Source organism: Pseudomonas sp. MF6396 (genome assembly GCF_002018915.1).
In the GTDB taxonomy this organism is placed as follows: Bacteria; Pseudomonadota; Gammaproteobacteria; order Pseudomonadales; family Pseudomonadaceae; genus Aquipseudomonas; species Aquipseudomonas palmensis.
The window spans coordinates 64,543-87,246 of record NZ_MVOK01000020.1 but is presented as its reverse complement, the minus strand read 5'-3'; the positions used below and the strand labels follow the sequence as shown (position 1 = coordinate 87,246).

The 22,704-nt window shown below is 61.2% G+C and carries 18 protein-coding genes and 1 other RNA gene; 9 read left to right on the top strand and 10 right to left on the bottom strand.

Translation table 11 applies throughout. The features are described 5' to 3' along the window. Positions 1–7: 7 nt before the first annotated feature. The 7 genes from MF6396_RS19610 to MF6396_RS19580 form a co-directional block, all read right to left on the bottom strand. Entirely contained in the window at positions 8–2,533 is a 2,526-nt protein-coding gene (locus MF6396_RS19610) for an McrB family protein (RefSeq protein WP_058540558.1), read from the bottom strand. 313 nt (positions 2,534–2,846) lie between these two features. Then, entirely contained in the window at positions 2,847–4,103 is a 1,257-nt protein-coding gene (locus tag MF6396_RS19605; RefSeq protein WP_058540557.1) for an integrase domain-containing protein, read from the bottom strand. Positions 4,104–4,291: 188 nt separating this feature from the next. Beyond that, positions 4,292–4,683, bottom strand: a transfer-messenger RNA (tmRNA) gene (ssrA, locus tag MF6396_RS19600). A gap of 101 nt (positions 4,684–4,784) precedes the next feature. After that, complete coding sequence (locus tag MF6396_RS19595) at positions 4,785–5,066, bottom strand: hypothetical protein (RefSeq protein WP_043863844.1); 282 nt, start codon at positions 5,064–5,066, stop codon at positions 4,785–4,787. Between the two features lie 147 nt (positions 5,067–5,213). Continuing rightward, positions 5,214–8,024: an FAD-binding and (Fe-S)-binding domain-containing protein gene (locus MF6396_RS19590; RefSeq protein ID WP_058540556.1), complete on the bottom strand. Its 2,811-nt coding sequence runs from the start codon at positions 8,022–8,024 to the stop codon at positions 5,214–5,216. Positions 8,025–8,098: 74 nt separating this feature from the next. Then, the gene (lldD, locus tag MF6396_RS19585) at positions 8,099–9,244 is read right to left on the bottom strand and encodes an FMN-dependent L-lactate dehydrogenase LldD (RefSeq protein ID WP_043863842.1); all 1,146 of its coding nucleotides are present in this window, start codon (positions 9,242–9,244) and stop codon (positions 8,099–8,101) included. A gap of 68 nt (positions 9,245–9,312) precedes the next feature. Further along, positions 9,313–10,980: a lactate permease LctP family transporter gene (locus tag MF6396_RS19580; RefSeq protein WP_043863841.1), complete on the bottom strand. Its 1,668-nt coding sequence runs from the start codon at positions 10,978–10,980 to the stop codon at positions 9,313–9,315. Positions 10,981–11,233: 253 nt separating this feature from the next. Here MF6396_RS19580 and MF6396_RS19575 point away from each other — a divergent pair, with 253 nt between their 5' ends. Then, positions 11,234–12,001, top strand: a complete 768-nt coding sequence (locus MF6396_RS19575) for a GntR family transcriptional regulator (protein WP_043863840.1) — start codon at positions 11,234–11,236, stop codon at positions 11,999–12,001. A 99-nt stretch (positions 12,002–12,100) separates the two neighbouring features. Here the strand turns inward: MF6396_RS19575 and smpB are convergent, their stop codons facing one another. After that, the gene (smpB, locus tag MF6396_RS19570) at positions 12,101–12,583 is read right to left on the bottom strand and encodes an SsrA-binding protein SmpB (protein ID WP_043863839.1); all 483 of its coding nucleotides are present in this window, start codon (positions 12,581–12,583) and stop codon (positions 12,101–12,103) included. 170 nt (positions 12,584–12,753) lie between these two features. Between smpB and MF6396_RS19565 the strand changes: the two genes are divergently transcribed. Both MF6396_RS19565 and MF6396_RS19560 read left to right on the top strand, forming a co-directional pair. Continuing rightward, complete coding sequence (locus MF6396_RS19565; RefSeq protein WP_043863838.1) at positions 12,754–13,188, top strand: type II toxin-antitoxin system RatA family toxin; 435 nt, start codon at positions 12,754–12,756, stop codon at positions 13,186–13,188. Beyond that, complete coding sequence (locus MF6396_RS19560; protein ID WP_078481341.1) at positions 13,181–13,492, top strand: RnfH family protein; 312 nt, start codon at positions 13,181–13,183, stop codon at positions 13,490–13,492. The genes MF6396_RS19565 and MF6396_RS19560 overlap by 8 nt, the downstream gene beginning before the upstream one ends. Positions 13,493–13,549: 57 nt before the next feature. Here the strand turns inward: MF6396_RS19560 and MF6396_RS19555 are convergent, their stop codons facing one another. Beyond that, entirely contained in the window at positions 13,550–14,074 is a 525-nt protein-coding gene (locus MF6396_RS19555; RefSeq protein WP_043863836.1) for an outer membrane protein assembly factor BamE, read from the bottom strand. Between the two features lie 97 nt (positions 14,075–14,171). Here MF6396_RS19555 and fur point away from each other — a divergent pair, with 97 nt between their 5' ends. Then, entirely contained in the window at positions 14,172–14,576 is a 405-nt protein-coding gene (gene fur, locus MF6396_RS19550) for a ferric iron uptake transcriptional regulator (protein ID WP_043863835.1), read from the top strand. A 108-nt stretch (positions 14,577–14,684) separates the two neighbouring features. Here the strand turns inward: fur and recN are convergent, their stop codons facing one another. Continuing rightward, entirely contained in the window at positions 14,685–16,358 is a 1,674-nt protein-coding gene (recN, locus tag MF6396_RS19545; protein ID WP_054916543.1) for a DNA repair protein RecN, read from the bottom strand. 229 nt (positions 16,359–16,587) lie between these two features. Here recN and grpE point away from each other — a divergent pair, with 229 nt between their 5' ends. From grpE to carA, 5 genes are all read left to right on the top strand, one after another. After that, on the top strand, positions 16,588–17,142 hold the full coding sequence (grpE, locus tag MF6396_RS19540; RefSeq protein ID WP_043863833.1) for a nucleotide exchange factor GrpE: 555 nt from the start codon (positions 16,588–16,590) through the stop codon (positions 17,140–17,142). A 102-nt stretch (positions 17,143–17,244) separates the two neighbouring features. Beyond that, positions 17,245–19,161 carry a molecular chaperone DnaK gene (dnaK, locus tag MF6396_RS19535; RefSeq protein ID WP_043863832.1) on the top strand — a complete coding sequence of 639 codons (1,917 nt, stop codon included), beginning with the start codon at positions 17,245–17,247 and terminating at the stop codon, positions 19,159–19,161. Positions 19,162–19,353: 192 nt separating this feature from the next. After that, positions 19,354–20,478, top strand: a complete 1,125-nt coding sequence (gene dnaJ, locus MF6396_RS19530; protein WP_043863831.1) for a molecular chaperone DnaJ — start codon at positions 19,354–19,356, stop codon at positions 20,476–20,478. Positions 20,479–20,491: 13 nt separating this feature from the next. Then, positions 20,492–21,295, top strand: coding sequence for a 4-hydroxy-tetrahydrodipicolinate reductase (dapB, locus tag MF6396_RS19525; protein ID WP_058540555.1), 804 nt, complete (start codon positions 20,492–20,494; stop codon positions 21,293–21,295). Positions 21,296–21,562: 267 nt separating this feature from the next. Continuing rightward, complete coding sequence (gene carA, locus MF6396_RS19520; RefSeq protein ID WP_043863829.1) at positions 21,563–22,699, top strand: glutamine-hydrolyzing carbamoyl-phosphate synthase small subunit; 1,137 nt, start codon at positions 21,563–21,565, stop codon at positions 22,697–22,699. The last annotated feature ends 5 nt before the right edge of the window (positions 22,700–22,704 follow it).

Below are 22,704 nucleotides of genomic sequence, written 5' to 3'. Positions count from 1 at the left end.
CTATTAATTAAATCGAGGCTTGGTAAATGCCGAGATAAGCGGCGGGTTCAGCATATGCTGCGACCTGCGCTTGGTAACGACGTTTGGTGGAGTAGCTATCAAGGCCATGATCGTTCCCGAATAGGGTGCTCAGATCCTGTTCGTGCGAATCGCTTTCTATAATGAACTGGGCCGTATCAGGTTTCTGGTTATCACCGAGCACTAGTCGAATCTTGCGCCAGTCTTCAAAGAAGTATTCCTCCAGCAAGGGGACGATACGCTTCTGAAAAATCTCAGCCAACTTGGCGAAGCGGGCCGCCCCGTCAGCCACATTGGTCAGTGAGGTGAAATAGGCATGACCAATACAGTGGTCGCGGTCGTAAAGCGCCTCAATGCGCTCGTTGATGCGCTCCAGCATCAACCGCACATCGATGGTGGTGGTGCCTGTTGTGACCCGTAGTCCAGCCAAAGGGGCGCTGTGTGGATCGCTGGGATCTTTTTCGGCCCGAGTGTCAGGCAGTAACGGCACGAAATCGAAGCGGCGCCGCAGGGCGGTATCAAGCAAGGCTAGCGAGCGATCAGCTGTGTTCATTGTACCAATGATGTCAACGTTTGCAGGTACGGAAAATGGCTTTCCGGAGTACGCAAGGACTACTTCGGTAGGAGGTGGGGTGCCGTCAAGCTGGTCGCGTTTATCCGCTTCAATCAGCGTGATCAGCTCGCCAAATATCTTGCTGATATTGCCTCGGTTGATTTCATCAATGACCATCGCGAAGCGCTTGTCCGGAGTTTTGCGTGCGCGACGGCAGAGCTCCTTGAAAGCCCCGTCCTTGATCCTGTATGCCACCTGGCTTGCTTCGGCATCGTCCTCTTTAGCTTCGTCGGCCAAGACCGGCCGCAACCCCTCAACAAATTCTTCGTAACCGTAGGATTGGTGGAAGGTAACGAAGCTATAGCGCTGGACGGAGTCGTTAGCTTCTGGGCCTTGCTTGATTTTGTCGACAAGTGCAAAGAGATCCGAACATGCTTCCTGCCAATCCCCCGCAAACTGCCAAACCGAGTTGGCCGACTTTTCAAAAACAGCCGATCCAAGGCGGAGCTTCGTGTTGACCGTTGTCGACTCAAGAATTGTGTGGTGTTGAAGAGTTCCCCAGAGGGTTTGCTTAATGCCGCTGCTGCGCCCTTTAGCATCTGCAATGGCTTGGATAAACGGATGCTCAGCTAACTCAGGTACTTTGGCTTTGCCACCCAAGTCATACAGTGCAGCGGCTGCGCCTTCCCACCAAGTCAGCGCAGCAATATTTTCAGCAATAATCTGGCTGCGCCATTCCTCTGTGCTAATAGAGGCTACCTGCTCTTGGTAGTCGCGCTTTAGCAACTTCATCAGCGTGTAGGTTTTTCCTGTACCAGGTGGCCCGTAGTAGAGACGGTTGGTACAGGCCGCGACAGGTTTATTGGCCACATGTTGTACCTGAGGGGTAGGGGGCAATGCCATTGTGATGGGGTGGTTGACATCTTCGATGGGCTCGCCAGCCAATGCTGCCAGTTCGGCCAGATCTGTGCCAAAGAAGGGCTTGAGCAAAGCAGTTTCGAACTCAGGTAGGTCGTGAGCAGGCACTCGCTTGAAGGTTGAGCGATAGTTTGGTGTCCAGCCTTTCTGGCCTCCCTGATAACCACCAGTTTTGATGCCCTGCTTCAACACCCTGTAGCGGCGCTGTAGCCAACCATCCCCTTTCAAGCTCGGTGCGGGGGCAGAGATGAACTGTCCGACCAGGTGAAGCCGCTCATTGCCGTGGCACAAGTAGAACAAGCTGCCGACCGGAGCCTCTTGGAAGCTTTCGCCCTGCCCCTTGGCAGTATCACTGTGCATCACCCCCAATTCGCTCTGCAGGTATTGCTTGCGCTCCTCTGGGGGGAAATCGTCTAACCCGTGCGATAGCTTCCAGATCGCTAGGTTTTTCTGGCTCCATGCCTCCCATATCTGTCGCCCGAACTCTAGGATGCCCAGACCTTTGGGGCGTTTTCCGAGCGTTGCTGTCTGCAATATGCTCATGCCCTGGCTTACATTGCTGCCGACGAATACCGCCAGTGGTGCCCGCTTGAAAATATCTACGATCACGGGGGCCTGACGGTCCTGGTAATGAAAGGCAATTTTCCACTTGAACGCCTCGCCCAACAGACCGAAGGACTCAATAGCCCCTAGATCCCCCTTGGCGGCCCAGGCGGCTACTTGTGCCACGTAGCTGCGGATTTTCTCGAAGGCAGCCTCTGCCGATGTGCCTAGCGATGAGTACCAACCGTGCGATTCGGAATAGGAAAGCTTGGCGTCTGAGCTCTTGCCTTCAGTATCTTTGCGCGAGAACACGCCGAACTTGAACGCCGAGCCGCCCCAAATGCTGCCAAGCTCATCGAGCCGCGATTCAATCCAGTAGGTGAAGCTGTCCTTTGAGCCCGCCTGGCTGTATTCGTCTAGAGTCATGCTGGTCAGTCGGGAGGCCGGCCACACAGACAGGAAGTCATCCCACAGGGCGTATTCCTTTTGGAAGTCATTCATCGTGTTCTAACCTTACGAGTCCTTTTGGCTGGCTTATCTGCAAGTTGCGTGTTGTTCATCATTTCAAAAAGACGCCTCAGAGCATGAGATCTGAATGCGGCATGTTGTAGCTCCCAAGTATCACAGCGGTCCCCGGTGGTTTGGAATCTATGGAAAATGCCACTTGTGCTCGTCGGTCATCAAGTGCGCGGGAGCCTTTTATAGGATCGATTTGTCTCGCTCCAGCCGATTGGTCCGAGCTTCAGTTCATAGGTTGTTTCCTGCTCGGGCTTCAGGGCCTTGCTGATCGGGGGATATCGCCAGTGTCGCCGTCCTATCGGATAGGTACTACGTTCCGATCCCTGGCCACATTTATCGCGCTGGCCGAGAGATTGCCCGTCGACGCCTTCAGAATGTACTCGCTCCACCAAGCCATCATCGGCCGCCGTCGCTCGATGTAGTCGGCTCGGTTGTAGGCACTGCGCACCTCATCCTTGTCGACGTGCGCCAATGCCACTTCGATGAGCTCCGGGTCCCACCCATGTTCATTCAATATGGTGCTGGCCATCGAGCGCATGCCGTGGCTGACCAAGCGGTCCTGGAAGCCCATGCGTTTCAACGCCATGTTGGCGGTCTGGCTATTGGCGTGAGTACGAGGGTTTCGGTCTGCCGGGAAGACGTATTCTCGATGACCACTGTGAGACTTCAGTATCTCCAGCAATGACATGACTTGATCGCTCAACGGGATGCTGTGCGGGCGGCGGTTCTTCATCCGCTCCGGCGGGATGGTCCAGACACGCCTTTCAAAGTCGATGTCTGCCCAGCGAGTAGTCGCCGCCTCGGCGGGGCGAGTCATCGTGTGTAACTGCCATTCGATCAGGCAGCGGGTTGTGCGTTTGATGCTGGCGTTCGCAATTTCCAGCATGAGCTCAGGAAGCTCCTCGGGAGGAAGCGCCGCCATGTTTTCTTTCTTCGGTTTCTTGAACACCGCTCGAATCCCGCTGAGCGGGTTCGCGAAGATCATTCCCGAATTGACACCGTAGGTCATGATCTCGTTGAGGCGCTGGCTAAGCCGTTTCACGGTTTCCAAGCTGCCTTTGGCTTCGATGGGTCGAAGGATCTTGATCACCATCGGTGCGCTCACTTCCGAGATCGGAGTCGATTTCATGCTCGGGAAAACGTGCAGAGTGAGTGAGCGCCAGATGTCCTCGGCATAGGCCGGCGTGACCGAGTCCTTTTTCAGCTCGAACCAGGCGCTAGCTACTTTCTCGAACGTATGTTCCGTCTCGGCTAGCTTGGCCTGCGCCAGATCATTGCGCTGAGCTTTGGGGTCGATCCCCTGAGCAAGCACTTCCCTAGCATCAACCGCTTTCCGCCGAGCTTGCGCCAGAGAGACCTCAGGGTAGGAGCCGAGCGCCATATTGATTCGATTTTTGGTGACCGGATGCCTGTAGTTGAAATTCCACTGCATCGAGCGGTTTACCCGGACTCGGAGCTGGAGGCCGTCGCCATCCGTGAGGACGTAGTCCTTGTCTTTGGGCTTGACCGTCTTGAGCTGGCGGTCGGAGAGACGAGCTGTCTGAGCGCACATGGGAGATGCTCCATGACACCTTTTGGTATTCCCAAGATTAGCCCTAGGTAAGCTGGAATACCATGGGGAATACCGGGATGGCTGGAACTCAAAAAAACGTTGTGGCCCTCAAAAGATCAGTAAACCCTTGATTTCGCTGACTTCCAGGCACAAAAAAAGACGTCCGTGGACGTCTTTGTTTGATCATTTGGTGGAGCCGGGGGGATTTGAACCCCCGTCCGCCAGTACTCCGCTGTCGGTACTACATGCTTAGCCGTGTCTATTGAGTTAATCCGCAGCCGCCCGACGGGCAGGGTGCTTTGGACGAGTTGGGTAAGTTTTAGTCGCTTTGCCCCCAACGTGCTACACGACGATCCTGTTCTGTATGACAATCACTTCGGGTTTACAGGCATCCCCTAGTGATTGCTGGAGCCGAAGCTACCAGGAGAGCGGGCTCGGCTGCTTACGCAGCGAGAGCGTAACCCTCGTAGTTTTCGTCATTGGCAACTATAGAAAGTTGCAACAGTGGATTTACGAGTTCTGTTACCAACTCGGCATGCACCTAGAGTTTCATCACCGGCGTCGAATCCTAATCGGCCCCATTTTTTACTGCTCTAGCGCTAGCACCGTTTCGGGTGCATGTGACGGAGTATACGCCATCGGTCGGGCGACGTCGACTACCGGTCCGGTCGCCCACCGAGGTTACTGACCGTTGCCGCCCTTGTCGGTCTTCTCGAGGCGCGACAGCACCTTGGCGCTGATGGTGATGCAATCCTTGTCGTTGCCCGCCGCCTGCGCGGCCTTGGCGTCAGCCACGTGCTGCTTCAGCGCATCGTCCAGCCCTTCGGAGGTCGCGCCCATGGTTGCCATCTGGTCGTCGATCTTCTGCAGGTTGCTGGTACACAGGTCTTTATCCGCCGCGAACACAGGCGAGGCTAGCAGTGCGGCGCTGAGGAACAGTCCGGTAATCGCAGTACGCTTCATGTGAATCTCCTTGGCTGGGAAGGCCTCAGGATAAGGGGCCTATTTGCATGGACTGCGGCCAATGCCAGGGGTTCAGACGGATGTTGTGGCAGATGGCCTGTTCGCCGGCAAGGCCAGCTCCTGCCGGTGTGCAGGAGCCGCCTTGGCTCACAGCGCCCTGGCTCTGGTCACCCGGTCCACCAGGTACACCAGGCCGTGATAGTCGATGCCGCCATGCTCGCTCAGGCCGATTTCACAGGTGCGGCTGGTGGAGATGCCTTCGCTGCAGTACTGCACGGCGTCCTTTAGGCTGCGCAGTGAATGTGCGTTCAGTTCGGGGGTGGTGAAGCCCTTGTCGCCGGCGAACCCACAGCAGTGGATGCCCTCGGGTATCACCACCTCTTTGCTGCAACGCCGTGCCAGGTCGATCAGCGCCTGGCTCTCGCCCAGGTGCTGGGTGCTGCAGGTCACGTGCACGGCAATGGGTGCGTCCTGCGGGGTGAACTCCAGCTTGTCCACCAGGTGGGTGCGGATGAAGCGCACCGGGTCATACAGGTCCAGGCGCGAGTCCTTGAGGTCTTGCACCAGGCGCAGGGTGCACGGGCTGGTGTCGCAGTAGATCGGGTCGAGCCCGCCGCGGCTGGCATGCAGCAGCGCGCCGATCAGTTCCTGGCGCTTGTGCTCGGCCTGTTCGGCATAGCCCTTGGAGGCGAACGGCTGACCGCAGCACAGGCTGTCCTGGTTCTCGGGGAACACCACCTGGTAGCCGGCCTTTTCCAGCAGGCCGCGGGTCTTGTCCAGCAGCGAGGTCTGTTCGCGATCGCCCGCGGCCGGGCCCATGACGCGCGATACGCAGGCCGCCAGGTACACCACGCGGGGCCGCGCATCGTTGCTCGCCGGGCTGAACTGGATGGGCTGCAGGGGCTGCGGCATGGCCGGCGTCCAGAGCGGCAGGCGGCCATTGCTGGCTTTGCTCAGCGATTGGCTGATGCGGGCCAGCCGTGGCGCGCCCAACAGGCGGCGGGCACCGTTGGCTGCGCGCAGGGTGAGGCGGGCGCCGCTTAGCGCGGTGTGGAAATGCTCCGCCAGCCAGTCGACTGTCTTCACGTGGCTGGCAGCCTGGGCGCGCAGTTTCTTCACCAGTTCGCCGGTGTTGATGCCTACCGGGCAGCGCTGGGCGCACAAGCCGGTGGCGGCGCAGGTGTCGATGCCCTGGTACTGGTAGTCGCGTTCAAGCGCGGTGGTATCGACCCCGGCGCGCTTCTTGGCCTGGATGTCGCGCCACATCACGATGCGCTGGCGCGGGCTCAGGGTCAGCCCCTTGGACGGGCACACCGGTTCGCAGAAGCCGCACTCGATGCACTTGTCGACGATCTCGTCGGCGGCCGGCAACGGCTTGAGGTTTTTAAGGTGGATCTGCGGGTCGTCGCTGAGCACCACATCCGGGTTGAGGATACCGTTGGGGTCGAGCAGGCGCTTGAGCGTCCACATCAGCTGGTAGGCATCGTGGCCCCATTCCAGTTCGACGAACGGCGCCATGTTGCGTCCGGTGCCATGCTCGGCCTTCAGCGAACCGCCGAATTCGACCGCCACCAGGTGTGCCACGTCGTCCATGAACGCCTGGTAGCGGGCGACCTCTTCGGCGCTGTTGAAACCCTGGGTGAACACGAAGTGCAGGTTGCCCTCCAGCGCATGGCCGAACAGGATGGCTTCGTCATAGTGGTGCCGCTCGAACAGCTCGATCAGGCGGTTGACGCCGATGGCCAGTTGCTCGACCGGGAAGGTCACGTCTTCGATGATGACCGTGGTGCCGGTCTTTCGTACGGCGCCGACGGCCGGGAAGGTGTCCTTGCGGATGGCCCAGAGCTTGGCGTTTTCCTTGGCGTCTTCGGTGAAGTCGACCTGTTTCTCGACCGGAAATTGCGCCAGCGAGGCCATGATCAGGCCCAGCTGCTCGTGCAGCAGTGTCTGGGTGGCAGCGCGGGACTCGATCAGCAGGGCGCACGCACCCTCGGACAGCTGCTGCACGAAGGCCGGCATGCCGGGCTTGTCCTGCACCGAGCGCAGGCTGCGCCGGTCGAGCAGTTCCACGGCCGATACCGGCTGGCTTTTCAGCACGGTGACGGCGGTGCAACAGGTTTCCACGTCCGGGAACACGATCAGCGCCGACGCCTTGTGCGGGTGATCGATCACAGTGTCGTAGGTAACCGCGCTGATGAAGCCCAGGGTGCCCTCGGAGCCCACCAGCAGGTGGTTGAGGATGTCCAGTGGCTGGTCGTAGTCGACCAGCGCGTTGAGCGACAGGCCGGTGGTGTTCTTGAGCCGGTACTTGTGGCGGATTTTCGCGGCCAGTTCGGTGTTGGCGCGGGTCTCGCGGCCCAGGCGCGCGAGCGATTCGAGCAGGTCGCCATGGCTGCTCTGGAAGGCCGCGACGCTGGCCGGGTCTTCGCTGTCCAGGCGGGTACCGTCGGCCAGCACCAGGCGCAGGCCGGCCAGGGTGTGGTAGGTGTTCTGGGCAGTGCCGCAGCACATGCCACTGGCGTTGTTGGCAACGATGCCGCCGATCTTGCAGGCGTTGATGGACGCCGGGTCGGGGCCGATCTTGCGTCCGAACGGCGCCAGCCAGGCGTTGGCCTGGGCGCCGATCACGCCGGGTTGAAGGCGGATCTGCCGGCCTTGCTCGCGAATCTCGCGACCGTTCCAGTTGTCGCCCAGCACGATCAGCACCGAGTCGCTGATGGCCTGGCCCGACAGGCTGGTGCCGGCGGCGCGGAAGGTCACCGGCACGCGGTCGCGCTGGGCCAGCTGGAGCAGGCCCACCACTTCGTCTTCGCTTTCCACGCGCACCACCAGCTTGGGGATCAGCCGGTAGAAGCTGGCGTCGGTACCGAAGGCCAGGGTAGACGTGGGGTCGTCGAAGCGGCGCTCACGGGGGATCAGGCGTTCAACCGAGTCGAGAAACGCGGTGGGCAGGCTCATGCAAACTCCTCGCGGGGCCACGGCGTCTATCGCGCCGCGTGCCCCGGACAATCAGGCGGTGATGGGGCAGGCGGTCAGGCGCCGAATTCGCGTACCAGCGAATCGCGAGTGATCTCGCTGATGGACTTGGCGCCGGTCAGCACCATGGCCACGCGCATTTCCTTTTCGAACAGGTCGAGCAGGTTCTTCACGCCCGCTTCGCCTGCGGTGGCGAGGGCATAGAGGAAGGCACGGCCGATCAGTACGGTGTCTGCGCCCAGGGCGATCATGCGCACCACGTCCAGGCCGCTGCGGATACCGGAATCGGCGAGGATCTTCAGGTCGCCCTTGACCGCATCGGCGATGGCCGGCAGGGCACGGGCGCTGGACAGCACGCCGTCGAGCTGGCGACCGCCGTGGTTGGACACCACGATGCCGTCGGCACCGAACTTCACGGCGTCGCGCGCGTCGTCCGGGTCGAGAATACCCTTGATCACCATCGGGCCATCCCAGAACTCGCGGATCCATTCCAGGTCCTTCCAGGAAATCGACGGGTCGAAGTTGGCGCCCAGCCAGCCGATGTAGTCGGCCAGGCCGGTGGGGCTGCCGCGGTATTTGGAGATGTTGCCAAGGTCGTGGGGCTTGCCCAGCAGGCCTACATCCAGCGCCCACTGGGGGTGGGTCATGGCCTGCCACATGCGCCGCAGCGGTGCGTTCGGGCCGCTCATGCCGGAGTGGGCGTCACGGTAGCGTGCGCCGGGTACGGGCATGTCCACGGTGAACACCAGGGTGGTCACGCCGGCGGCCTTGGCACGCTCCAGGGCATTGCGCATGAAGCCGCGGTCCTTGAGCACATAGAGCTGGAACCACATGGGCCGGTCGATGGCCGGGGCCACTTCCTCGATCGGGCACACCGACACGGTCGACAGGGTGAAGGGGATGCCCTTGGCCGCCGCGGCACGTGCCGCCTGCACTTCGCCACGCCGGGCGTACATGCCGGTCAGGCCGACCGGTGCCAGGGCCACGGGCATGCTCAGGGTTTCATCGAACAGGCGGGTCTCGAGGCTGAGCTCGGACATGTTCTTCAGAACGCGCTGGCGCAGGGCGATGCTGGCCAGGTCTTCGACGTTGTGGCGCAGGGTGTACTCGGCGTAGGCGCCGCCGTCGGCGTAGTGGAACAGGAAGGGCGGCAGCTTGCGTTGGGCTGCGGCGCGGTAGTCGGTAGAGGCTGAAATGATCATGGTGTCTCGCAGCGTCGGTTGAAAGGGGCAGCTGCCGGGCGCCCTTGGGGCGCCCGGCCTCTTTCACTTTAGTGAACCAGCATGCCGGTCAGCCAGTACGCCTGGATCAAGGTGATCAGGCCGACGATGGTGGCGAAGAACAAGCTGTGCTTGAGGGTGAAGCGGAACAGGTCCGACTCTTTGCCAACCAGCCCGGTGGCCGCGCATGCCACGGCGATGGACTGTGGCGAGATCATCTTGCCGGTAACGCCGCCGCTGGTGTTGGCGGCCACCAGCAGGGTGTCGTTGACCCCGATCTGGTGCGCGGTGGTGGCCTGCAGCGAACTGAACAGCGCGTTGGACGAAGTGTCCGAACCGGTCAGGAACACGCCCAGCCAGCCAAGGAACGGCGAGAAGAACGGGAACGCTGCGCCGGTGCCGGCCAGTACCAGGGCCATGGTCGACGACATGCCCGAGTAGTTGGTGACGAAGGCAAAGGCCAGCACCATGCCGATCGACAGGATCGGCCAGCGCAGTTCGAAGAAGGTTTCCTTCAGCGTGGTCAGGCCGGTCTTGAAGTTGATCTTCAGCACCAGCATCGACAGCAGCGCGGAGAAGAAGATCGCGGTACCGGTGGCCGAGATCGGGTCGAGCTTGAACACCGCCGGCATGGCGGTCGGGGCGGCGACGATCGGCGCGGTCTTGATCACCAACTGGTCAAGGTGCGGGATGGCGAAGTTGAACACCCAGCTGTACATCGAACCACCGGCGGCAAAGGCTGCCTTGAATGGCTTGAGGGTCCAGATGGTGACCAGCACGGTGAGGATCAGGAACGGCGACCAGGCCTTGAAGATCTCGCCGAAGCTGTATGGCGAAGGCTGGCTGCCGCCACCGTTGACCACGGCTGCACCAACGCTGCCGGTGGCGGTGGTCATCGAGCGCTTGGGCTGCCAGACCTTGAGGAACAGGGTCAGGGAGATCAGGCTGGCCAGTGCCGAGGTGATGTCCGGCAGTTCCGGGCCGATAAAGTTGGAGGTGAAGTACTGGGTGACGGCGAAGCTCAGGCCGGCCACCAGGGCTGCAGGCCAGGTCTCCTTGACGCCGCGCAGGCCGTCCATCATGAACACCAGCCAGAACGGCACGAACAGCGACAGCAACGGCAATTGACGACCGGTCATGGCGCCGATCTTGAAGGCGTCGATACCGGTGACCTGGCCGGCCACGATGATCGGGATACCCAGGGCGCCGAAGGCCACCGGGGCAGTGTTGGCGATCAGGCACAGGCCGGCGGCGTACAGCGGGTTGAAACCCAGGCCCACCAGCAGTGCAGCGGTAATGGCCACGGGTGCGCCGAAGCCTGCCGCGCCTTCCAGGAAGGCGCCGAAGCAGAAGCCGATCAGCAGAACCTGCAGGCGCTGGTCGTCGGTGATCGACAGCACCGAGCTGCGGATCACTTCGAACTGGCCACTCTTGACCGTCAGTTTGTACAGGAACACCGCCGCGACGATGATCCAGGCGATGGGCCACAGGCCATAGGCAAAACCGTACCCGGCAGCAGCCAGGGCCATGTCGGCGGGCATCTGGAAGGCGAAGATGGCGACCAGGATCGACAGCGCCAGCGTGATGCTGCCTGCCACATGACCCTTGAGGCGGAACACGGCCAGCGCCAGGAAGAAGAACACGATAGGGATGACTGCCGCCAGGGCGGACAGGCCGAGACTACCAAGCGGGCTATAGAGTTGTTGCCAGGTTTGCATATGGGGTGGCCCCTAATTGTTGTTGGTCATGCAGTGGCATTGGCTAATTGGTCATACCAATTTACAATGTCGAGCCGCTAGGTTAAGAGCCCTGTGGTGGGTGTGTCAATTTGCCCCGCTAAAACTTTCGTCGGACGGTTGAAAAAAGGTCGGCTGAGCGGCTTCGAAATTCGCCAACTGGTGGGTGTGGCGTGGGCACCGATAGGCCAAAATAGGCGGCCCCGAACGAACTCGGGATTGTGGAGAGCATGTGATGGTTTTCAACCAGGTCCGCCAACGCCGTTTGTCCGACGATATCGTCGAGCGGCTTGAGGGGATGATTCTTGAAGGCACCTTGACCGCCGGTGAGCGGTTGCCGGCCGAGCGGCAACTGGCCGAGCAGTTCGGGGTGTCACGCCCGTCGTTGCGCGAGGCGATCCAGAAGCTGGTAGCCAAGGGCATGCTGGTGAGCCGACAGGGCGGCGGCAATTATGTTGCCCAGTCGATGGGTTCGACGTTCAGCGACCCCTTGTTGCAATTGCTGGAGAACAATCCGGAGGTCGAACGCGACCTGCTGGAGTTTCGTCATACGCTGGAGGCGTCGTGTGCCTATTACGCCGCATTGCGTGCCACCGCGGTGGATCGCGAGCGGTTGAAGGTGGCGTTCGATGCGCTGCAGGACTGTTATGCGCGTGCCGATGAGGTGAGCCGCGCCGAGGAAGGGGCGGCGGATGCGTCGTTCCACCTGGCGATTGCCGAGGCCAGCCATAACGCGGTGCTGCTGCATACCATTCGCGGGTTGTTCGACCTGCTCAAGCGCAACGTGGTGACCAACATCGGCGGTATGTACAAGCAGCGCAGCGAGACCCGCGACATGCTGATTGCGCAGCACCGGGACCTGTACCTGGCGATTGTCGAAGGGCGTGCGCAGGATGCACGGGAGGTGTCGAGCCAGCACATTCTGTATGTGCAGGAGGTGCTCGAAGAGGTGCGTCAGGAAGTGCAGCGGGTCGCGCGGGCAGAGCGGCGCAACGGGCGCTAGACAAGCGTTGCGGCTTTCGCCGGCAAGGCCGGCTCCTACAGGGTTTCGCTTGGCCTGTAGGAGCCGGCCTTGCTGGCAAAGTGGCTAGAGCAGGCGTGCCTACTCGTCGCGGCCCTTGCTGCGCACGGCGCGCTGCAACTCGCGATCGGAATCACGCTCGCGCTGGGTATCGCGCTTGTCGTATTCCTTCTTGCCCTTGCCCAGGGCAATCTCGCACTTGATCAAGTGCTTGCTCCAGTACATCGACAAGGCCACGCAGGTATAGCCCTTCTGCTGTACGCCCACGAACAGGCGCTCCAGCTCGCGGCGATTGAGCAGCAGTTTACGGGTACGGGTCGGGTCGGCGATCACGTGGGTGCTGGCCGCGGTCAGGGGGGTGATATGGCAACCCATCAGCCATGCTTCACCGTCCTTGAGCAGCACGTAGCTGTCCACAAGATGCGCCTTGCCGGCACGCAGACTTTTTACTTCCCAACCGGACAGGACCAATCCGGCCTCGAACTTGTGCTCGATGAAGTAATCGTGACGCGCCTTTTTATTCTGCGCGATGGTCCCTGTCGGATGCTTCTTTTGTTTAGCCATAGGGGCGGCATTATAGGCAGTCGTCGCGCTGTCGGCTACGGGGTAGCGGTACGCTTGAGCCGTTGGAGTGAATCCCGGACAATACGCGCTGTTTTTCCTCTTGATGCGCTATGTGGCGCCCCTCGGCATTCGCATCGTGTTTACCGCTCAGCTTTGGAAGTGACGCCTGGATGACTACCCATATTCAACGTTCGGCACTGTTGCCGTACCCCGCTCAGGCGCTGTATGACCTGGTGAATGACGTCGCCCGCTATTCGGAATTTCTGCCGTGGTGCTCCTCCAGCACGGTGCTGGAGCAGAGCGAGACCCTGATGCGTGCGCGAGTCGAGGCGGCCAAGGGCGGCATGAGCCAGAGTTTTGTAACGCGAAATGAGTTGGTGCCTGGGCAGTCCATCGAGATGAACCTTGAGGAGGGGCCGTTCAATCAGCTGCACGGGCTGTGGACGTTCAAGGCACTCGGCGACAAGGCCTGCAAGATCAGCCTGGACCTGTCGTTCGATTACGCCGGGCCGCTGGTGCGCGCCACCCTGGGGCCGATCTTCAACCAGGCGGCCAACACCCTGGTGGATGCGTTCTGCCAGCGGGCCAAGCAACTCAATGGCTGAGCCGATGCTGCCCATCGAAGTGGTCTACGCCACCGCCGAGCAGCAGCTGTTGCTGGCGCTGGAGGTGCCAGCGGGTACGTCGGTGAGCGAGGCGGTACGCTTGTCGGGCATCGCCGGGCAGTTGCCGGGGGTGTCGATCGGGGATTGCCCGATGGGTATCTTTGGCAAGGTGGTTGCGTCGCAGCATCCGGTCGAGGCGGGTGATCGGATCGAGCTGTATCGGCCGCTGCTGATCGACCCCAAGGAGGTGCGCAAACAGCGCGCGGCCAAGGTAGCCAGGGTGTTCAAGAAGGCCAAGCGGTGAAACGCCGCGCAATAAAAAGCCCGGAATGATCCGGGCTTTTTATTGCCTGCGCCTTGCTTACTGCGGCGAGGTGTCCAGCGGTTCCGGCACTGGAACCGGGATGACTTCGATGGTATCGACGTCGCGCTGGATCGTGTCTTCCAGCGAGCCAGGCTTGGCGGGGGCTTCCTGCTTGGCAGGTGTCTCGCCTTCGGCAGGGCTGACAGTGGTGCCCGCTGCACCGCCAAGGATTTCCTGATCGCGGCTCACGCCCGGCATGAAGTCACCCGACAGGCTGGCGAGCTGGTCGTTCTCGTTGAAGAACACGCTCATCCGTTCCTGCTGGCGCTCGCCCCCACCTGGTTGCAGACTGTACAGGTAGTCCCAACGGTTGGTGTGGAAGGTGTCCTGGATCAGAGGGTTTCCCATGATAAACCGTACTTGCCGGCGGGTCATTCCCGGCCGCAATTGGTCTATCATGTCCTGCGTGACGACATTGCCCTGCTGGATGTCGATTTTGTAAACCCCGGGGAACGAGCAACCGGCGAGTGCGAGCAGTCCCACAAAGGTGAGGCTGGTTAGCAAGAGCTTGGTGTTTTGCATCGGTGGGCGACTTCCACTATCTTGGCTGGACAACGTAAACCCCGATCATACCCGTATTCAGAGAAGCTGCGAAGCAGCATCGGCGAGAAAGCTGACCATGGTTGAAAATAGCGAATTACGCAAAGCCGGTCTCAAGGTGACCCTGCCTCGAGTCAAGATTCTACAGATGCTCGACTCCACCGAGCAGCGCCACATGAGTGCTGAAGACGTCTACAAGGCGTTGATGGAGGCAGGCGAGGACGTCGGTCTGGCCACGGTTTACCGTGTTCTGACCCAGTTCGAGGCGGCAGGTCTTGTCGTTCGTCACAACTTCGACGGCGGTCATGCAGTGTTTGAACTGGCCGACGGCGGCCACCACGACCATATGGTCAACGTGGAGTCTGGCGAAGTCATCGAGTTCTTCGATGCCGAAATCGAAAAGCGCCAGAAGGAAATCGTGCTGGAGCACGGCTACGAGTTGGTAGATCACAATCTCGTGCTGTACGTGCGCAAGAAAAAGTAAGCACTTTGCTTTGAATTGCACGGCATTGAAGGCGACCCTGGGGTCGCCTTCGTGCTTTGTGGGGGCTGTAATGTTGTACGCCGGCAAGGCCGGCTCCTGCGGGGGCAGTCAGGCTTTGCTGGTGACGACCATCTTTCTGGCATGCGCCAGCGATTCCTTGGTCAGGTCGATGCCGCCCAGCATGCGCGCCACCTCTTCGACCCGCTCGCGTTTGCCCAGGCTCGCCACCGCCGTATGGGTCGCATCGCTGTTGCGCACCTTGTGCACGAACAGGTGATGGTGGCCCTGTGCGGCAACCTGCGGCAGGTGGGTGACCGTCAATACCTGCCCACGCTCGCCCAGGCGCCGCAACAGCTGCCCCACGATTTCAGCAGTCGGGCCGCCGATACCCACGTCGACTTCGTCGAACACCAGGGTCGGAATGCGCGAGGTCTGAGCGGTAATGACCTGGATCGCCAGGCTGATCCGTGACAATTCACCCCCGGAAGCCACCTTGGCCAGTGCCTTGAGCGGCTGGCCGGGGTTGGCGCTGACCAGCAGTTCGACCTGCTCCAGGCCCTGGGGCAACAAGTCTTCGCCACTGTTGGGGCGAAGTTCGATGCTGAAGCGACCGCCAGGCATGCCCAGGCGCTGAATCTCAAGCTCCACCGCGCCAGCCAGCTGGGTCGCGGCCTGCTGGCGCAGGCGGCTCAGCTCCGAGGCCTTTTCCTGGTAATGGCGGGCAAAGGCGGCAAGTTCGTCACCCAGTCGGGCAATGGACTCGTCGTTGGCGTTGAGGCCTTCGAGCTCCTCCATCAAGCGTTGCTGCAGGTCGGCCAGCTCGCTGGGGTGCACGCGGTGTTTGCGCGCCAGGGTGTACAGGGCGTCGAGACGTTCTTCCAGCTGCTGCAGCCGCGCGGGGTCGGCGTCGAAATGGTCGAGAAAGCGGTTGAGCTCGCCCACTGCTTCTTCTACCTGAATCTGCGCACTGGCGATCATGTTGGCCGCCTCGGCCAGCGCCTTGGGGGCATTCTGTACGGCGGTCAGGCGATTGAGGCTGACGGTCAGCGCACTGAGCACATTGCCCGAGTCGCTCTCGCTGCAATGGTCGATGACCTGGCGGCAGATACCGAACAGGGCCTCTGCATTGGTCAGGTTCTTGTGTTCCTGTTCCAGCAGCTCAAGTTCGTTTTCGCCCAGGTTGAGGTTTTCCAGCTCTTCGAGCTGATAGCTGAGCAACTGGTGCTGCGCGCGCTGTTCGTCCCCGGAATTGCTCAGCCGCTCGAGCTCCTGGCGGGTCTGCCGCCAGCGCTGCGCCGCCAGTTGCACCTGGCGTGCAAGGTCGGTGGCGCCGGCGTATTCGTCGAGCAGGCGGCGATGGGTGTCGGTCTTCAGCAGCGACTGGTGTTCGTGCTGGCTGTGGATGTCGATCAGCAGCTCGCCCAGGGCCTTGAGGTCGCCCAGCGGGCAAGGCGTGCCGTTTATATAGCCGCGGCTGCGGCCTTCGGCGGTGATCACCCGACGCAGTATGCACGGGCCGTCGGTGTCCAGGTCGCGCTCGGCCAGCCAGGTACGGGCCTCGGGAATGTCGCCCAGGTCGAAGGTGGCCAGGATGTCGGCCTTGTCTGCCCCGGGGCGCACCACGCCGCTGTCGGCGCGATCACCCAGGGTGAGGCCGAGGGCATCGAGCATGATCGATTTGCCGGCCCCGGTTTCACCGGTGATGACGCTCATCCCGCGGGCGAGTTCGAGGTCCAGGTGTTCGACGATGGCGTAGTTGTGTACGGAAAGATGCACCAGCATTGGGGCGGCTCCCAGGCGTAAGGTCTGGTTATTTATACAGTGTTTTGAAATCGCCTGACAATGCTTGTGCTTAGTTTGATTCGGTTGCTCGGTGAGGGTTTTGATCGCAAGGGGTTATGAGGGTAATGCTGCTGACTGTTCATCAGCCCTTGAAGCTGCATTTTCAGACCCCATATAGCCGGCAGACGTGCGAGTAAGTTCGCTGACGAAATTGCAAAGGAGAGATTTTATGGCTGACGAACAGACGCTGGATGAACAGAATCTGAACGCCGAGGCGGCCGGCGATGAGCTGAGCACGCGCGTGCAGGTGCTCGAAGAGCAACTGGCGGCGGCCCAGGATCAATCCCTGCGCACCGCCGCAGACCTTCAGAACGTGCGCCGTCGCGCCGAGCAGGATGTCGAGAAGGCGCACAAGTTCGCCCTTGAGAAATTCGCTGGTGACCTGTTGCCGGTGATCGACAGCCTTGAGCGCGGCCTGGAGCTGTCCAGCGCCGAAGACGAGAGCATCCGCCCGATGCGTGAAGGCATCGAGCTGACCCTGAAGATGTTCCACGACACCCTCAAGCGCTACAACCTCGAGGCGATCGACCCGCACGGCGAACCGTTCAACGCCGAACTGCACCAGGCCATGGCCATGCAGGAGAGTGCGGACGTCGAGCCCAACAGCGTGCTCAAGGTGTTCCAGAAGGGCTACCAGCTCAATGGGCGTCTGCTGCGCCCGGCCATGGTCGTGGTCAGCAAGGCTCCGGCTCCGGTTTCGCCCTCGATTGACGAGAAGGCTTGAAATTAGCCTGGCGGCCCCCATTTAAGTGTCAAGCGTTTAAGTGCTACCGCAGTTGGCAACCACCGCTGCGGCAACCAAATCCAAAGTTTCGGGAGAGTTAACATGGGCAAAATTATCGGTATCGACCTGGGGACCACCAACTCCTGTGTCTCCATTCTGGAAAACGGCAACGTCAAGGTCATCGAGAACGCCGAAGGCGCTCGTACCACCCCTTCGATCATTGCCTACGCCAATGACGGCGAGATCCTGGTTGGCCAGTCGGCCAAGCGTCAGGCGGTGACCAACCCGCACAACACCCTGTACGCGGTAAAGCGTCTGATCGGCCGTCGTTTTGACGAAGAAGTCGTTCAGAAAGACATCCAGATGGTCCCTTACAAGATCGTCAAGGCTGACAACAACGACGCCTGGGTGGAAGTGAACGGCCAGAAGATGGCTCCGCCTCAGATCTCGGCTGAAATTCTGAAAAAGATGAAGAAAACCGCCGAAGACTATCTCGGCGAGGCAGTGACCGAAGCGGTCATCACCGTACCTGCCTACTTCAACGACAGCCAGCGTCAGGCTACCAAGGACGCCGGTCGCATTGCCGGTCTGGACGTCAAGCGCATCATCAACGAACCGACCGCAGCCGCACTGGCCTACGGTATGGATAAGGCCAAGGGTGATCACACCGTGATCGTCTACGACCTGGGTGGCGGTACCTTCGACGTGTCGGTGATCGAGATCGCTGAAGTCGACGGCGAGCACCAGTTCGAAGTACTGGCTACCAACGGCGACACCTTCCTGGGTGGTGAAGACTTCGACATTCGTCTGATCGACTACCTCGTCGACGAATTCAAGAAAGAAAGCGGCATGAACCTCAAGGGTGACCCGCTGGCCATGCAGCGCCTGAAAGAAGCTGCCGAAAAAGCCAAGATCGAGCTGTCCTCGAGCCAGCAGACCGACGTGAACCTGCCGTACATCACTGCAGACGCCACCGGTCCTAAGCACCTGAACGTGAAGATTTCCCGCGCCAAGCTGGAATCGCTGGTCGAAGACCTGGTTCAGCGCACCATCGAGCCATGCCGCATCGCGCTGAAAGACGCCGGTATCGACGTGAGCAAGATCAACGACGTGATCCTGGTCGGCGGTCAGACCCGCATGCCACTGGTGCAGAAGCTGGTGACCGACTTCTTCGGCAAGGAAGCACGCAAGGACGTGAACCCTGACGAAGCTGTCGCCATGGGTGCTGCCATTCAGGGCGCCGTACTGGCTGGTGACGTGAAAGACGTGCTGCTGCTGGACGTCAGCCCGCTGACCCTGGGTATCGAAACCATGGGTGGCGTGATGACTGCGCTGATCGAGAAGAACACCACCATCCCGACCAAGAAGTCGCAGGTGTTCTCGACGGCCGACGACAACCAGGGCGCCGTGACCATTCACGTGCTGCAGGGCGAGCGCAAGCAAGCCGCGCAGAACAAGTCGCTGGGTAAATTCGACCTGGCCGAGATTCCGCCAGCGCCACGTGGCGTACCGCAAATCGAAGTGACCTTCGATATCGACGCCAACGGCATCCTGCACGTAGGTGCCAAGGACAAGGCGACCGGCAAGCAGCAGTCGATCGTGATCAAGGCCAACTCGGGTCTGTCCGAGGAAGAGATTCAGCAGATGGTGCGTGACGCTGAAGTCAACGCCGAGGAAGACCGCAAGTTCGAAGAACTGGCCGCTGCCCGCAACCAGGGTGACGCGCTGGTTCACTCGACCCGCAAGATGGTCGCCGACGCCGGTGACAAGGTAACCGCGGACGAGAAGGCTGCTATCGAAGCTGCCGTTGTCGCCCTGGAAGCCGCTGTCAAAGGCGACGACAAGGCTGCCATCGAAGCCAAGGTCGAAGAGCTGTCGAAGGTCTCCGCGCCAGTGGCTCAGAAGATGTACGCCGAGCAGGCCGAACAGCCTCAGGGCGGTGCTCAGCCAGAAGCTGAAGAGCCCAAGCACGACGACGTGGTCGACGCTGAGTTCGAAGAAGTAAAAGACAACAAGTAATAGCTACAGGTTGTCGCCCGGTTGACTGCTGTTCGGCAGTGACTGGTAGGATGTCGCCGCGCGGGGGCTTGCTCCCGCGTTGGCGTGTCTGGAATACCCGAATTTTTACAGCATTCGAGCGTGCTTGAATGCTGGCGGCACAGCGCGGTATGCGCCGAGGTATGCCGAACGTCCTCAAGAGTGCAAAGAATTATGGCAAAGCGTGACTATTACGAGGTTCTGGGAGTCGAGCGCGGCTCGAGCGAGGCCGACCTGAAGAAGGCCTATCGTCGCCTGGCGATGAAGCACCACCCGGACCGTAATCCTGATGACAAGGCCTCGGAAGAGCTGTTCAAGGAAGCCAACGAGGCTTACGAAGTGCTCTCCGATGCCAGCAAGCGTGCTGCGTATGATCAGTATGGCCATGCCGGTGTCGACCCGAGCATGGGTGGCGGCGGTGCCGGTTTCGGTGGCGCCAACTTCTCCGACATCTTCGGTGATGTGTTCAGCGACTTTTTCGGCGGTGGCCGGGGCGGTGGTCGCGGTGGCGCTCAGCGTGGCAGCGACCTGCGCTACACCCTCGAGCTGAACCTGGAGGAGGCCGTGCGCGGCACCACGGTCAACATCCGTGTGCCGACGCTGGTCAACTGCGCACCGTGCGATGGCTCGGGTGCCAAGAAGGGCTCGTCGCCTTCGACCTGCCCGACCTGCGGCGGTATTGGCCAGGTGCGCATGCAGCAGGGCTTCTTCTCGGTGCAGCAGACCTGCCCGCGCTGTCACGGCCAGGGCAAGATCATCACTGATCCGTGCGATTCGTGCCATGGCGAAGGCCGTGTCGAAGAGTACAAGACCCTCTCGGTCAAGGTGCCGGCCGGCGTCGATACCGGTGACCGCATTCGCCTGTCGGGCGAAGGCGAGGCAGGTTCTCAGGGTGGCCCGACCGGCGACCTGTACGTGGTGATCAATGTGCGCGAGCACCCGATCTTCCAGCGCGACGGCAAGCACCTGTACTGTGAAGTGCCGATCAGCTACACCGATGCGGCGCTGGGTGGCGAGCTGGAAGTGCCGACCCTCGATGGCCGGGTCAAGCTGAAGATCCCCGAGGGGACCCAGACCGGCAAGCAGTTCCGTCTGCGCGGCAAGGGCGTTGCGCCGGTGCGTGGCGGTGGCGCGGGCGACCTGATGTGCCGGGTGGCGGTAGAAACGCCGGTCAACCTGAGTCGTCGTCAGCGTGAGTTGCTCGAAGAGTTGCGTGTTTCGCTGGATGGCGACAGCTGCCATTCTCCCAAGGCCAATGGCTGGTTCGAAGGCGTGAAGCGCTTCTTCGGCGATCTGTAAGAAGGAACAGGGCATGCGACGTATAGCGGTAATGGGCGCGGCAGGGCGGATGGGCAAGACCCTGATCGAGGCAGTGCAGCAGACGCCGGGGGCGGGCCTGACCGCCGCCGTGCATCGTCCGGACAGTACCCTGGTCGGGGCCGACGCCGGCGAGCTGGCGGCGCTGGGGCGTATTGGTGTGCCGCTGTCGGGTGATCTGGATCGGGTGGTCGACGAGTTCGATGTGCTGATCGACTTCACCCATCCTTCGGTGACCTTGAAGAACCTGGCGTTCTGCCGCAAGGCGGGCAAGGCGATGGTCATCGGCACCACCGGTTTCAGTGTTGAAGAGAAGCAACTGCTGGCCGAGGCGGGCAAGGACATCCCTATCGTGTTTGCCGCCAACTTCAGCGTTGGCGTCAACCTCAGCCTGAAGCTGCTGGACATGGCGGCGCGTGTGCTGGGCGACGATGTGGACATCGAGATCATCGAGGCCCATCACCGTCACAAGGTGGATGCGCCGTCGGGTACCGCGCTGCGCATGGGCGAGGTGGTGGCCAATGCACTTGGCCGTGACCTGCAGGAAGTGGCCGTGTATGGCCGGGAAGGCCAGACTGGCGCGCGGGACCGCAAGACCATCGGCTTTGCCACCGTGCGTGCCGGTGACGTGGTAGGTGACCATACCGTGCTGTTCGCCGCTGACGGCGAGCGCCTGGAGATCACCCACAAGGCCTCCAGCCGCATGACCTTCGCCAAGGGTGCGGTACGTGCCGCGCTGTGGCTGGATGGGCGTGCGCCGGGCCTGTACGACATGCAGGACGTGCTCGACCTGCGTTGATCGCTGCACCAGGGGCTGCCATGCGGCCCCTTCGCCGGCCTCCCTGGCCGAGCGTTTGAAACAAGCGACTTTCTGTCGCATTCCCATGCCTTTCAGGCACATCAGTGGTAGACCGAAAAAGCCTTTTTCTGTAAGCTACAGCTTTAGTGTGTCCACTAAAAGCGCGCAGATAATTCGACGAAGAAAGCGGGGTGACGTGTCTATACGTCATTCCGCTTTTTTGCAACCTGCGATCGCCCCTTCAGGCTTTATTTTTGGGAGGTCTTCTTGACTAAGCCAGCCATACTCGCCCTTGCCGATGGCAGCATTTTTCGCGGTGAGGCCATTGGAGCCGACGGTCAGACCGTTGGTGAGGTGGTGTTCAACACCGCAATGACCGGCTATCAGGAAATCCTGACTGACCCTTCTTACTCGCAGCAGATCGTTACCCTGACCTACCCGCACATCGGCAACACCGGCACCACGCCGGAAGACGCCGAATCCGATCGGGTCTGGTCGGCCGGCCTGGTCATCCGTGACCTGCCGCTGATCGCCAGCAACTGGCGCAACACGATGTCGCTGTCCGATTACCTCAAGGCCAACAATGTGGTGGCCATTGCCGGTATCGACACCCGTCGCCTGACCCGCATCCTGCGTGAGAAGGGCGCGCAGAACGGCTGCATCCTGGCTGGCGACAACATTTCTGAAGAGGCGGCCATCGCAGCCGCGCGCGGCTTCCCGGGCCTGAAGGGCATGGACCTGGCCAAGGTCGTCAGCACCAAGAGCCGCTACGAGTGGCGCTCCAGCGTGTGGAACCTGAAGACCGACAGCCACCCGACCATCGACGCCGCCGAGCTGCCGTACCACGTCGTGGCCTACGACTATGGCGTCAAGCTGAACATCCTGCGCATGCTGGTAGAGCGCGGCTGCCGCGTCACCGTGGTGCCGGCGCAAACCCCGGCCAGCGAAGTGCTCGCGCTCAACCCCGATGGCGTGTTCCTGTCCAACGGCCCGGGCGACCCCGAGCCTTGCGACTACGCGATCCAGGCGATCCGCGAAATCCTCGAAACCGAAGTGCCGGTGTTCGGTATCTGCCTGGGCCACCAGCTGCTGGCCCTGGCCTCCGGTGCCAAGACCGTCAAGATGGGTCATGGTCACCACGGTGCCAACCACCCGGTCCAGGACCTGGACACCGGCGTGGTGATGATCACCAGCCAGAACCACGGTTTCGCGGTAGATGAAGCGACCCTGCCAGGCAACGTGCGCGCCATCCACAAGTCGCTGTTCGACGGTACCCTGCAGGGCATCGAGCGCACCGACAAGAGCGCCTTCAGCTTCCAGGGTCACCCTGAGGCGAGCCCGGGCCCGACCGACGTCGCGCCACTGTTTGATCGTTTCATCGATGCCATGGCCAAGCGCCGCTGAGCACC